The following is a 12,355-nucleotide window of genomic DNA, read 5'->3' as shown; positions in this document are numbered from 1 at the left end:
GCATATTGCAGTTTGCTACTCGTGAACCAATATGCGATTAACTAGATGCCGGGAATAGACGCCCGGCTCTTTGTTTTTTGAGTAGCACCATCAGTTCTTCCGCAGGCATTGGGGTGTAGTAGTAATGACCCTGTGCAAAGTTACAGCCGATATTTCTGAGCAGTTCTTGCTGATCCAACGTTTCCACGCCTTCCGCAACCACTTTCAATTGCAGCAAGTTCGCCATGCTGACGACCGCCTGACAAATCACTAAGTCATCTTTTGATTGCGGTAAATCCTTAATGAAGCCTCGGTCAATTTTCACTGTGTTTACAGGGAAGTGCTTGAGATAGGCGAGGGATGAATACCCAGTACCGAAGTCATCAATTGCCAAGCTAATACCAGACGTTGTTAAGCGATTAAGAATGTGTTGGTTGCGCTCCAGGTTTTCGATAAAGACCTGCTCTGTCAGTTCTATCTGAACGCGAGAAGGGGGAATATCGTAGCGAGTGACGGAGCGAATCACATAGTCTGCCAAATACCCATCTTGAAATTCATGACCTGATACATTGATAGCAATGCATTTTGGGGCGCAGCGTTCATCCAGCATATGCGAAAATTGCTTGAGTGCCGAGTCGACAACCCAGTGGCCTAAACGCTGCATCAGCCCGGTTTCTTCCGCGGTTTGTATGATGATGTCAGGGCTGATCATCGTGCCATTGTCAGACTCCCAGCGCACCAGTGCTTCCACACCAACAATTTGGCGAGTTCGCAGGTCAACTTGCGGTTGAAAATGCAATTTGAGTTCATCGTTGTTAATGGCATTTCGAATGGCGCGCTCGAGTTCTTTTTTGCGCGTTAGTTGTTCTTGCATGGTCTGGTTGTAGGCAACCACTTTTCGACTGCCAAGTGCTTTGGCCTTATGCGCTGCCGTGTCTGCGTGTCGCAGCAGTTCTTCTGCTTGTAAGTCGTTGTTGTAACGGTAAGCGATGCCAATCGCACAGGTCGTTAGAATGTCATTATCTTCAATGTAGAATTCTTCTTCGAGGCAAATCTTGATGTTATTTGCCTGCATTTCTGCTTCAAGCTGTGACATACCTGCACAGGCCACCATGAATTGGTCATTGCTTACACGTGCCAGAATTGCATGGGGAGGTAGAACGGTTTTAAAGCGTTTTGCTGCTTCCATTAAGAGTTGATCTGCCACGATGTGACCGTACATATCGTTAATTTCTTGTAGTTTATCAAGCGCTACACACAGTAGAACAATGTCTTGGTCCGAACGGATAGATCGCTCTAAGTAGGTTTCCATTGCAAAACGGTTGGGCAAATGGGTTTGTGGGTCATGATTTGCGGTGAACTGCAATTGCGATTCCATTTCCCTGCGTTGCAAGATCTCTTCCTTCAGCATGGATACGGTGTCAGATTCTGCTCGTCGACCAATGATATTCACTTCCAATAGGTATAAAGAAATACCCACCAGAACGGTCACCACAATGCCCGCGATGAAAATCAGCATAGGCAATGAGAAATAAGACATATCGAAATTGGATTGTTGCCATACCGTCATTTGCCAGACATCACCCAGCGCAATGACATCGACCGTGGTGGACAGTGCAACAAAAGCGTCGGGTAGTTCACCGAAGAAGGGCACTGTGCCAGCGCTTAACACTAAGGTTTGGTTGCCAGTGAGAAATTGGGTTGCGATGGCTTCTACCATTTTTTTGATGTCATAGCTTGCCCCCAAATACCCCACAACCCTTCCTTCAATGATCACGGGGTGGAGCATTTCAATTGATAGATCGCCGTTGCTGTGCCTGAGCACATCCGATGTGGACAGCTTTGACAAAACTGGCATGTTGTTAAGACCGACGGGGGGTGAAGTTTTCCAATCTGCTTTCAAATGATTTGGGCTGAATGTCCCTGGTGTTGTCCACTGCAGTTTATGCTCTAGGTTTAGCCAATACAGCCCCGAGAAAAAAGGGAAAGTACGGGTGACATCTTGTGTCGCGACGCGCCAAGATTTCCCGTCTATCACGCCTTCCGCTTCGAAACTGCTGGCAAGCCACACAAGAAAGTAGGCTTCTTTCTGAAGGTTGACTTCAATAGCACGCTGGACGCGGTTTACTTCTACGTTGAGCATTTTCCCCTGTAAATCTACCTGACGAGATTGCGCGCTTTTATACAACGTGAAGGTTGAGATCAGGATGAGCATACAAATGACAGAAATTGCGACCATCGAGGTAAACCGAGGACCGTTAGGATTCTGAAAGTCGGGTGTGTCTTCTTTTGGTGTGCTTAACAAAGAGGATAGCCTTGATTGTGAGTCACTTGTCTCTACAACAAGTCTATGACAAATATGGTAAAGCGCAATGTGAGGTGTAACCAAAAAAGTCTTAAAAGTGGGACGATTGGGAGGAGAACGCATTGAGGATCTGTGGGTCGAAATTCCCGTGTAAATGTTGGATTTCTTTCTTTAATCTCTTTTGACAGTAAAATGACCGTAAGGCAATGAAAATGAATTTATATACATCGATAATGCGTAGAGCGATTGATATGTCCACGTGGAAAATCAGTTGCATAGTGCTCAAGCACGTCATTTTCTGGGTTAAAGAGAGAGGCGAGATTTTTAGGGAACGTGAGTAAATGCATGGAAATTGGCATACCGAATGGGTGATTGTATCACCTACGAGGCATGTTATTGATATATAGATAGGTTGGTAATCATCAGATTGAAAAAAAATTCACTTAAGTCTCGTTTTTTTTCAAAGCTTAGGCTTGCACTTGTCCTATCCTTATAGCTATCTGTTGGGAAAACTGTGGGAGCCTAAGTGGATTGGCTCAAGAAACACCTTAAAGCACTAATTATTCTTGTTGTTGCTGTAGTAGTTGCTTATTTTTCTCAAGTACCTGTGTCTGATTGGTTGGTAAAGAAAAAAATTAGAGAAGACGTCGCTGTCCTTTCTCAATTATATACCGGCTTATATCGACAAGGGTTTGAACAAATGAGGGGCCTGTCAGAGCAATTGTCGTTTGTCTGTGATGATGGCGACATCGAGCTTATGAGTCAGGCAAAAGCGCGCAATATCTTCGTTGAATATGTCGATTTGCACCTTAAAAACGGAAAGTCATGCTCAATTTATAACAATGACCATGCTGGCAGACCGTTAATGGTGTTCGCAGATCACGATCAACTCAAATTCGGTAATGTCTCGCTCATTCTGAGTGGCAATCAATTTGAAGAAATGCGATTCAGCAGCCAAGATGGCATGCTGCGTTTTGCATTTCAACAACCTAGGAATTTCCTCACTAACTGCAATAATTGCTTGTTCATGACGGTAGACGTCAGTGGGCGCGACGTACAACTGTATGAGCGCACTGAAGAGCCCTATAAAGAAGCCTTCAATGGCACGCTTGATAATGGCATGGGCGTGAAGCTTTACATCAACCAGCGTGGTGTCGAGTTCTTAGTGGGGGATTTGGTTGATCTTTTTTCTATTCTCGTGGTTTTGTTCGGTGTACTTCTCGCTGTCGGTGTGGAATTAAACACGTCGGATCGTAAAGGGTTGAGCGGTCTGCTGAATGAGGCCATTGAGTCAAACGCGCTTGTTCCTTTTTATCAGCCCATAGTGATGCCTGAAGGCGCCAAATATAAAGTCGTTGGCGCAGAGGTGTTGGTGCGTTGGCTTGCGGACAGTGGTGAGTTTATTCCACCGGATTCGTTTATTCCTATTGCAGAGCAAAACGGTGCGATAGATAAAATCACTGATCAGCTTATTGATAATGTGCTGGCAGATATAATGACGGTGTCCTTGCCAAAAGACTTCTTTGTCAGTGTCAATGTATCGCCAAGCTACCTAGAAAAGTGGGATACCGCAGAAAAACTGTTGAACAAAATCGAATGTGCGGGGCTTGATCCTCATGTGTTGTCTCTAGAAATTACGGAACGCACCAAGTTCAGTGATTTGAAAAAGGCAGCCATTTGCATCGAGGCGTTAACGGCCAAGGGTATTTCGATCAAGCTGGATGATTGCGGCACGGGTTATGGGGCGTTCTCATATCTCCATACGTTAAACATTGATACGATTAAGATCGACCGCATGTTTGTCACGGGCATTGGCCTGACAGAGTTTAAGAATAACATTCTAGGATCAATCTTAGCGTTTGCGAGAGAGTCTAATCTGCATGTCGTTGCGGAAGGGATAGAGACCAAAGCGCAGGCGGTACACCTGATAAATAACGGTGTTGAAATGCTTCAAGGCTCTTACTTTGCTGATCCCATCCCGTTCGATGCGTTCAAGCAATTCGTGCTGAGCCAAGATATTTCTGAGAACAACGAGATCGCCATTTAGCAAATACTCGATCTATACCCAAACGCCGTTGCTGTCGTTTGGGTATATTTACGTTCTGATTTCCGCGTATGCCGTACTCTTCCTCGAAAACACAGTCGTCAATGACCCTCTAATTTGATACATTTATCAATAAGATCAATTTGTTAACTGGATGTTATTCCCGAATATTACGTCTAGAATTGAAATATGTTCGGTCGAAAATCGTTCAACTAGGAATGCGCGAATAAACTCTTTGTGGTTTTACGACTCAAAGAGCGAATGACACAAAATATTAAGGATGTGTGAATGTTTAAGTCTTTCTTTCTGGATAAGCGATGGTTTCTTTGGTCCATCCTCGGTAGTGCGCTTATCTTGTACGTGACTTGGTACAAAGTAGAACTGGATGTAGAAATTAATGAATGGTTTGGTTCTTTTTATAACTTGATTCAACAGGCGCTTGCGACGCCAAACTCAGTCACATTCGAAGAATACCTCGCGTCGTGTTTGACCTTTCTGAAAATAGCGACAATTTATATCACCGTTGCTGTCGTTCTCGACTTTTTCATTCGTCACTATGTCTTTCGCTGGCGTACCGCGATGAATGATTACTACACCTCTCATTGGAGCAAAATTCGTCACATAGAAGGTGCGTCTCAGCGTGTTCAAGAAGACACGATGCGTTTCGCTGGCATTGTCGAAACCTTGGGTGTGGCCTTTATGCGCTCATTGATGACGCTGGTGGCCTTCTTACCAATACTTTGGGAACTCAGTAAGAATGTGACTGAATTACCTTGGATTGGACCGGTAGAGCACTCTCTTGTCTACATTGCGATCATCTCGGCGCTGTTCGGGACCGTGTTACTTGCCATTGTCGGTATTAAATTGCCAGGGCTTGAGTTTAAAAATCAAAAAGTCGAAGCGGCTTATCGCAAAGAGTTGGTTTACGGAGAAGATTATGAAAGTCGCGCTCAGCCTGAAACACTGAAAGAGCTGTTTGCGAATGTCCGTAAAAACTACTTCAACCTGTATAAGCACTATTTATACTTCGACATCGCAAAATGGTCCTATCTACAGGGCACCGTGATCGTTCCTTATATTGCACTCGGCCCGACCATCATTTCGGGTGTGATTACGCTGGGTGTGCTTCAGCAAATCGTTCGCGCCTTTGGCAAAGTCGAAGAATCGTTCCAATTCTTGGTGAACTCTTGGAAAACAATTGTTGAGTTAATGTCTATTCACAAACGCTTGAAAGCTTTTGAGCAAGAAATTGATCTTGCTATAGAAGCCGAGAAATCCGCCACTACTGACTAGTAACACATTAAAAATTAGTAAGAAAACTGTTACGCCTCGACATGAAAATGTCGGGGCGTTTTGCTATTACTAAACTGTACAGATAAAAAACTTTGTACAAGAGTGATCTTTTTTCTTATCGAAGTTGTACAAATATAAAAGCATGTACAATAGGAGATGTGTGATGAGCATTAAGTTAGGGGTAAGCGCGTGTGTTATCGGAGAGAACGTCCGATTTGATAGTGGCCATAAGCGCAGCCACTTTGTGGCGAAAGAATTGTTGCCGTATGTTGAGTTCGTGCCCGTCTGCCCTGAAGTTGCTATTGGCATGTCAATTCCACGCCCAACCATTCGTTTGTTGGACAAAGATGAAATTGGCATTCGCTTGGTAGAAACCAAAGACAGCACTGCTGACCACACTGAAAAGATGGAAGCGTTCAGTCGCAAAAAGACGGAGCAGCTGGCAGGTATGGATTTATGTGGCTATGTCGTGTGCGCAAAATCGCCGACATGCGGCATGGAACGCGTAAAGGTATACAAAGAAAGCGGCAATGCAGCGTCTGAGAAAAGCGGTGTAGGGCTGTATACCAAGCAATTGATGGAACGTATGCCTTGGTTGCCTGTAGAAGAAGATGGTCGTTTGAATGACCCCGTGCTACGAGAAAATTTTGTGTTCCGCGTTTTTGCGCTGAAAGATTTACACGATTCAATGGCAGAGGGCGTTACACGCCGCGCGATTGTAGAGTTTCACTCACGCTATAAATTGGTGTTGATGGCGCATCGCCCAGTAGAATACAAATCCCTCGGCAAGTATGTTGCCAACATTGCTGACTACGACATTGATGAGTTCTTCACCGAATACCGCACGCGCTTCATGAAAGCCATTGCCCACTGTGCCAGTAAAAAGAACAACACCAATGTGTTGATGCACCTTCAAGGCTATTTCAAGCGTGATTTGGACAAAACGGCCAAAGCAGAGCTTTCTAACCTGATCCTTGCTTATCGTAAGGGCGAAATGCCGTTACTCGCGCCACTCACGCTGATCAATCACCACTTACAAATGCACCCAGACGCGTATTTGTCGCAGCAAAGCTATCTCAACCCGTATCCAAACAGTTTACGACTACGCTACGGACTTTGAGGGTAGCGTAATGATAGCGAAAAATGACCATTCAACAGAGAATACCCTTTCGGATGAAAAGGCGCTGCTCTCAATCGGAGAAGTCTCTGAGCTAACGGGCGTTAATACCGTCACGCTAAGAGCTTGGCAGCGTCGCTATGGTTTACTAAAGCCTCAGAGGACGCCCAAGGGTCATCGCATGTACACGAGGCAAGATGTGGCAGTCATTGAGAACATTCTTAAATGGCTCGATCGTGGTGTTCCGGTGGGGCAAGTAAAAGCGCTATTGAATGATGAAACATTCACGCCGAAAACGTCGCCTAATGCTGAAATCGCGAGGGAAGCAGACAAGCTTAAGAAAGCCGTGATGGATTTTGACGTGCTGAGCGTGAATCGTCAGTTGTCTGAGCTGACACGGCATTATCCTATTTCGGTGTTGGAAAAAAACTTATTCGGGCCTTTGACGGATTTTTTTTCCGAACAGAAATCTGACGTGATAGGCCTTTGTTTGAGCACTTGGTTGACCATGTTGCGTCATGAGCTGTTGCGCTGTTTTCAATTAGGTCAAAAATCATCGAGTAAAAGACGTTGCGTTCTTGTTTCAACATCTCTTAATGATCTGCACCTGTTCTACGGTCAGGCACTCAATTATCAAGCAAAAGGTTACGCTGTAACTATTATTGAGGGGCTTGATTCCAATCTTTTTTCCTTAGTAAAAACTATAAAGTCTAGCAATGTGACGGAGTTGTTCATTTTTTCTGAGGACGCGCTTTCTGCTTCCATGAAACGGGATATAGTCATCATTGTTGATACGGGTGCAGTGTCTGTTTCCTTGTTGGGGAAATGCCGTGTCATTCATTCCGACTTATTCACTAATCTAAACACTCAACATGTCGATAAGGCTGTGCGCAAAGACGTCACGTCAGACTCATCAGCATCCACGAAAGAGAAAAGCGAGAGGGAGCAATTTCAATGAAATTGGTTTGGTTTAGGCGAGATCTACGCGTAAAGGACAATCTTGCACTTACGGAAGCTTGTAAGTCAGGAGAGCCTGTTATTGCGGTGTACTACGAAACGCCTTTGCAGTGGGAGAAGTACTGCAGCGCTCCCATTCAGGCTGATTTGATTCGTCGCCGTCTGCAAGTGTTACGCACGGAGCTTGAGGCATTGAACATTCCATTGATGGTGCGTTGTGCGGATTACTATAGCGATATCAATCCTTTGATTGCACAGCTCTGTCAGCAATATCAAGTCTCGGACGTATTTTGTACACGCGACCATGAGATCGATGAAATTAGTCGCGACAACGCCATTGCAGGATTGTTAAGCCTTACAGGGACATGCTTCCATGCATTTGATTACAAATGTGTGTTTGCGCCAGGCTCAATAATGAACGGCTCAGGATCAATGTATCGCGTATTCACGCCGTTTAAGAAAACGTGGTTAGCGAAACTTGCCTTACATGGCGTGTCGCCTTTGCCATCACCTGAACCTGTGCAAGCGTCTTCCATTACCTCAGGCATGCTTAGAGGACAAGGCGACATAGAACTGCACTATCGCCAAGATGACTCTGTGAGTTGGCCTGTTGATGACAGTGCCATTATTCAACGTATGCGTGATTTTTGCCGTTATCGTGTTGAGCAGTATGAAAACTTACGCGATTTCCCCGCCATTCCTGCCACCAGCCAATTGTCGCCTTACCTCGCGATTGGAGCGGTGTCACCGAGACAATGCATCGCGCGTTTGATGCTGGAAGCGAAAGATTGCTTAGAAAAGGGCACGAGTGGTGCGAACGTTTGGTTGTCTGAAATCGTATGGCGTGAATTCTATCAACACATCACGGCAACGTATCCTTCAATCAGTCGAGGAAAAGCCTTCCTCGAATGGACAGATAACATTGAGTGGAACCAAGACGAACTGCTGTTTGAACGTTGGAAGCAGGGGAAAACGGGTTACCCCATCGTTGATGCGGCCATGCGCCAGTTGAATGAAACAGGCTGGATGCACAACCGCCTGCGAATGATTGTTGCAAGTTTCCTAGTGAAAGACTTACACATCGATTGGCGATGGGGAGAACGTTACTTCAATTGGAAACTCATTGATGGCGATTTTGCTGCCAATAATGGCGGCTGGCAGTGGTCTGCATCAGTGGGCACCGATGCCCAACCTTATTTCAGAGTGTTTAACCCAACCACGCAGGGAAAGAAATTTGATCCTAATGCGAGATTCATCCGTAGATGGTTGAAAGAATTAGAAACTGTTCCTGATAAGTCGATACATGAACCGCATAAATGGGCTGAAAAAAATGGCATAGAGTTGTCATATGTGAAACCCATTGTTGACCATAAGCTTGCGCGTCTGAAAGCGATAGAAATGTTCGAAACGGCGAAATCGGGACAGTCCAAACAAAGGGTTGAATCATGATGCAAAGCACCGCAACGTCAGACCATATTTCTTCATCAGAAGCGGCAACGCTTGAACGGTTTATTCACGTTTACCAGGCGCTTCGAAAAGACAACCTAGATACGCTAGACACCATTTACAGCCATGATGTCGTGTTCGAAGACCCTGCGCACCGCATTGAAGGGTATGACAATCTCGCGAGGTACTTTGACACCATGTACACCAACGTGACGGATTGCCGCTTTGAGATTCATGATCACGCTGTCAACGGCGACATTGCCTTTATCAGTTGGACCATGACGTTGTCGCACCCCAAGCTTGAAGGCGGTGCAGAGCGTGCCGTTAAAGGGTGTACCAAGTTGGGATTAAAAGAAGGGCGCGTGGTGATGCACCGCGACTTTTTTGACTTAGGTGAAATGCTGTATGAAGCGCTGCCAGTGTTAGGGTCTGCGGTCAAAATGATCAAAAAAAGGTTGGGCCAATGAAACGTGTATTAATCACTGGCGCATCATCGGGCATCGGCCTTCAATTGGCAAAAGACTATGCAGATAATGGCTGGAACGTTGTGGGCTGTGGCCGCAATACACAGCACATCGATGCGCTCGCCCAAGAGCGTGACAATGTCACTTCATTTCGCTTTGATGCCACGGATTTGGATGACACTAAGCGTGCTTTGGCATCTCAAGACGTGCGTTTCGACTTAATCATCTTGAATGCTGGCACGTGCGAATACATCGAAGACGGACGCATTGACGTGACCTTGTTTCGACGTGTCTTCGACATCAATGTGTTTGGTATTTTGAATTGCATTGAAGCCTTGCAAGACACGTTTACTCCAGGGACGCACCTTGCACTGATGGGGTCTACCGCCGCTTATTTGGGTTTGCCTCGCGCAGAAGCTTATGGAGCGTCGAAGGCCGCGGTGTCTTATCTTTCTCGCTCGCTTTCCGTGGACTTAGACGCTAAAGGGGTGACGGTGTCACTTGTTTCGCCGGGGTTTGTCAAAACACCTCTCACGGATAAAAACGATTTTGCGATGCCCCTGATGGTTTCTCCTGAAGAAGCATCGTTAGCAATACGCCAAGGCTTAGAGAAGAAAAAAGCCGAAGTGCATTTCCCGAAAAAATTCAGCTATATCCTCAAATTTTTAGCCACGTTGCCAATGGCATGTCAGTTTGCGCTCGTTAAAAAAATAACAAGGAATGCCCAATGAAAATTGCAATCATCGGCTCAGGTATCTCTGGCCTTACCTGTGCGCATTATCTACATAAAGATCATGACATCACGTTGTTTGAAGCCAACGATTACATTGGTGGCCACACGGCGACGGTCGACGTTGAAGTCGATAGCGGCAAATACGCCATCGACACCGGATTTATCGTGTTTAACGATCGCACGTATCCAAACTTTCAGAAATTGATGGCAGACATTGGCATCACAGGGCAAGAGTCGGAGATGAGCTTTAGCGTTCGTAACGAAGATAACGGTCTTGAATATAACGGCCACAGCGTTTCTTCTTTGTTTGCTCAAAAGCGTAATTTGTTTAATCCGAAATTCTACCAATTCATTCGTGAGATCCTGCGCTTTAACAAAGAGGCCAGAGAATCACACGCCATCGCGACCCACGGCGACCCATTGATTGAACAAACACTGGGTGATTTTCTCGAGCAGCGCAAATTCAGCGAGTACTTCTGTCAGAACTACATTCTGCCAATGGGGGCGGCCATTTGGTCTTCTACCTTGTCAGATATGCGTGCTTTCCCGCTCAAGTTCTTTCTGCGTTTCTTCCAAAACCACGGTTTGCTGGATGTGACCAACCGTCCGCAGTGGTACGTGATCCCTGGTGGGTCTCGTGAATACGTGAGGAAAATGGTGCCAGCGTTTGAATCCTCAATCCGCCTTAACACGCCAGTACACCGCGTTGAACGTACATCACATGACGTGATCATTGAAACGTCTCGAGTCGTTGAGCGGTTTGATCACGTGATTTTCGCTTGTCACAGCGATCAAGCACTCAAAATGATGGCAGACCCATCCAACGATGAATCAACCATTCTTGGCGCCATTGATTATCAGAATAACGACGTGGTTCTCCATACCGACGAATCACTGCTTCCACGCCGAAAAGCGGCATGGGCAAGCTGGAACTATCACTTGGGCGCGAGTGATGGACGCGAAGAAAGACCCACGGCACTGACGTATGACATGAACATCCTGCAAGGGATTGAAGCGCCAGAGACTTTCTGTGTCACGCTCAACCAAACTGACCACATCGCGCCCGAAAAAGTGCTTCGTGAGTTTGTTTATGCGCACCCTGTTTTCGACCAAAAGTGCATCGACGCACAAAAAGAACGTCATTTGGTAAACGGAATTGATCGCACTTGGTTCTGTGGTGCGTATTGGTACAACGGATTCCATGAAGACGGTGTAAGAAGCGCGCTAGACGTGGTGAGTGGCATTAATGAATTATCCGTTCCATTAAGGAGCGCGTCATGAACTCAGACGCTAATAGCGGTCTGTTTGTCGGCAGTGTTCGCCATCGGCGCTTTACGCCGGTGGAGCACGGATTCACCTATCCAATGTTCATGCCGTTGATTGATCTTGACGAGTTAGAGGCATTGGAACAGAACGTGCGTGGCTTTTCGTTAAGAAAGTGGGGGGTGGCAACCTTTCACCGTCCTGATTACATGGAAGGGCGTTTAGACACCAAACAAGCAGTAAAAGACAAGATCCATGCGTTAACCGGCAAGCGTGTTGAGGGGAAAGTACTCGCGCTTTGTCACTTGCGGTATTTCGGGCTCTATTTTAGCCCAGTGAATTTTTACTACCTGTATGACGAGAACGACCAATGGCAATACATTCTTGCCGAAGTGAGTAATACACCTTGGAATCAGCGTCATTACTATGCGATTCCAGCGGGTAAACGTTGGGAGAACGACAAAGCGTTTCACGTTTCTCCGTTTAACCCGGTCGATCAAAAATATGTGTGGAAGCTTCGTCCCTTGGACAAAACCGCGTTTGTACACTTAGAAACACACCGCGGCGAGAAGGAATTTGATGCAACGCTTGCGCTAACAAAGACGCCTTTCACATCAAAAGAACTCAGCAAACTCATCGTTAAGACACCGGTGATGACAGTAAAAGTGGTGGCTTCCATTTATTGGCAAGCATTGAAGCTCTGGATTAAAGGCGCACCGTTTTATTCTCATCCGGCTCAGGTTAAGGAGTAACT

General features: G+C 46.0%; 10 protein-coding genes. 9 read left to right on the top strand and 1 reads right to left on the bottom strand.

Annotation, left to right across the window (positions count from 1 at the left end; translation table 11 throughout):
- Window positions 1-37 precede the first annotated feature (37 nt).
- Window positions 38-2,218: an EAL domain-containing protein gene (locus BM082_RS11015; protein ID WP_074926937.1), complete on the bottom strand. Its 2,181-nt coding sequence runs from the start codon at window positions 2,216-2,218 to the stop codon at window positions 38-40.
- 592 nt (window positions 2,219-2,810) lie between these two features.
- Here BM082_RS11015 and BM082_RS11010 point away from each other — a divergent pair.
- The 9 genes from BM082_RS11010 (at window position 2,811) to BM082_RS10970 (ending at window position 12,353) form a co-directional block, all read left to right on the top strand.
- Entirely contained in the window at window positions 2,811-4,331 is a 1,521-nt protein-coding gene (locus BM082_RS11010; protein WP_017015547.1) for an EAL domain-containing protein, read from the top strand.
- Between the two features lie 285 nt (window positions 4,332-4,616).
- Window positions 4,617-5,621, top strand: coding sequence for a peptide antibiotic transporter SbmA (sbmA, locus tag BM082_RS11005; RefSeq protein WP_017016200.1), 1,005 nt, complete (start codon window positions 4,617-4,619; stop codon window positions 5,619-5,621).
- 163 nt (window positions 5,622-5,784) lie between these two features.
- Window positions 5,785-6,741 (top strand): YbgA family protein, encoded by a 957-nt coding sequence (locus BM082_RS11000; RefSeq protein WP_017011095.1) that lies wholly within the window; start codon window positions 5,785-5,787, stop codon window positions 6,739-6,741.
- Between the two features lie 10 nt (window positions 6,742-6,751).
- Window positions 6,752-7,696, top strand: coding sequence for a MerR family transcriptional regulator (locus BM082_RS10995; RefSeq protein ID WP_074926935.1), 945 nt, complete (start codon window positions 6,752-6,754; stop codon window positions 7,694-7,696).
- Window positions 7,693-9,144, top strand: coding sequence for a deoxyribodipyrimidine photo-lyase (gene phrB / locus BM082_RS10990; protein WP_017015550.1), 1,452 nt, complete (start codon window positions 7,693-7,695; stop codon window positions 9,142-9,144). Before BM082_RS10995 ends, phrB begins: the two co-directional genes overlap by 4 nt.
- A complete protein-coding gene (locus tag BM082_RS10985) occupies window positions 9,141-9,608 on the top strand; it encodes a nuclear transport factor 2 family protein (RefSeq protein WP_017011092.1) in 468 nt (155 codons plus the stop codon). The genes phrB and BM082_RS10985 overlap by 4 nt, the downstream gene beginning before the upstream one ends.
- Window positions 9,605-10,336 carry an SDR family NAD(P)-dependent oxidoreductase gene (locus tag BM082_RS10980; RefSeq protein WP_074926933.1) on the top strand — a complete coding sequence of 244 codons (732 nt, stop codon included), beginning with the start codon at window positions 9,605-9,607 and terminating at the stop codon, window positions 10,334-10,336. The genes BM082_RS10985 and BM082_RS10980 overlap by 4 nt, the downstream gene beginning before the upstream one ends.
- Window positions 10,333-11,619 carry an NAD(P)/FAD-dependent oxidoreductase gene (locus BM082_RS10975; RefSeq protein ID WP_017016197.1) on the top strand — a complete coding sequence of 429 codons (1,287 nt, stop codon included), beginning with the start codon at window positions 10,333-10,335 and terminating at the stop codon, window positions 11,617-11,619. The genes BM082_RS10980 and BM082_RS10975 overlap by 4 nt, the downstream gene beginning before the upstream one ends.
- Window positions 11,616-12,353 (top strand): DUF1365 domain-containing protein, encoded by a 738-nt coding sequence (locus BM082_RS10970; protein ID WP_017011089.1) that lies wholly within the window; start codon window positions 11,616-11,618, stop codon window positions 12,351-12,353. The genes BM082_RS10975 and BM082_RS10970 overlap by 4 nt, the downstream gene beginning before the upstream one ends.
- Window positions 12,354-12,355: the final 2 nt, after the last annotated feature.

It is taken from the genome of Enterovibrio norvegicus DSM 15893 (assembly GCF_900115495.1).
GTDB classification, from domain to species: Bacteria; Pseudomonadota; Gammaproteobacteria; order Enterobacterales; family Vibrionaceae; genus Enterovibrio; species Enterovibrio norvegicus.
The sequence above is the reverse complement of the archived record's forward strand: the minus strand, read 5'-3'. Positions and strand labels throughout refer to the sequence as shown.

Coding starts and splice junctions, on each gene's coding strand:
- BM082_RS11015 (WP_074926937.1), bottom strand. CDS start 2,218: ATGGTCGCAATTTCTGTCATTTGTATGCTCATCCTGATCTCAACCTTC.
- sbmA (WP_017016200.1), top strand. CDS start 4,617: ATGTTTAAGTCTTTCTTTCTGGATAAGCGATGGTTTCTTTGGTCCATC.
- BM082_RS11000 (WP_017011095.1), top strand. CDS start 5,785: ATGAGCATTAAGTTAGGGGTAAGCGCGTGTGTTATCGGAGAGAACGTC.
- BM082_RS10995 (WP_074926935.1), top strand. CDS start 6,752: ATGATAGCGAAAAATGACCATTCAACAGAGAATACCCTTTCGGATGAA.
- phrB (WP_017015550.1), top strand. CDS start 7,693: ATGAAATTGGTTTGGTTTAGGCGAGATCTACGCGTAAAGGACAATCTT.
- BM082_RS10985 (WP_017011092.1), top strand. CDS start 9,141: ATGATGCAAAGCACCGCAACGTCAGACCATATTTCTTCATCAGAAGCG.
- BM082_RS10980 (WP_074926933.1), top strand. CDS start 9,605: ATGAAACGTGTATTAATCACTGGCGCATCATCGGGCATCGGCCTTCAA.
- BM082_RS10975 (WP_017016197.1), top strand. CDS start 10,333: ATGAAAATTGCAATCATCGGCTCAGGTATCTCTGGCCTTACCTGTGCG.
- BM082_RS10970 (WP_017011089.1), top strand. CDS start 11,616: ATGAACTCAGACGCTAATAGCGGTCTGTTTGTCGGCAGTGTTCGCCAT.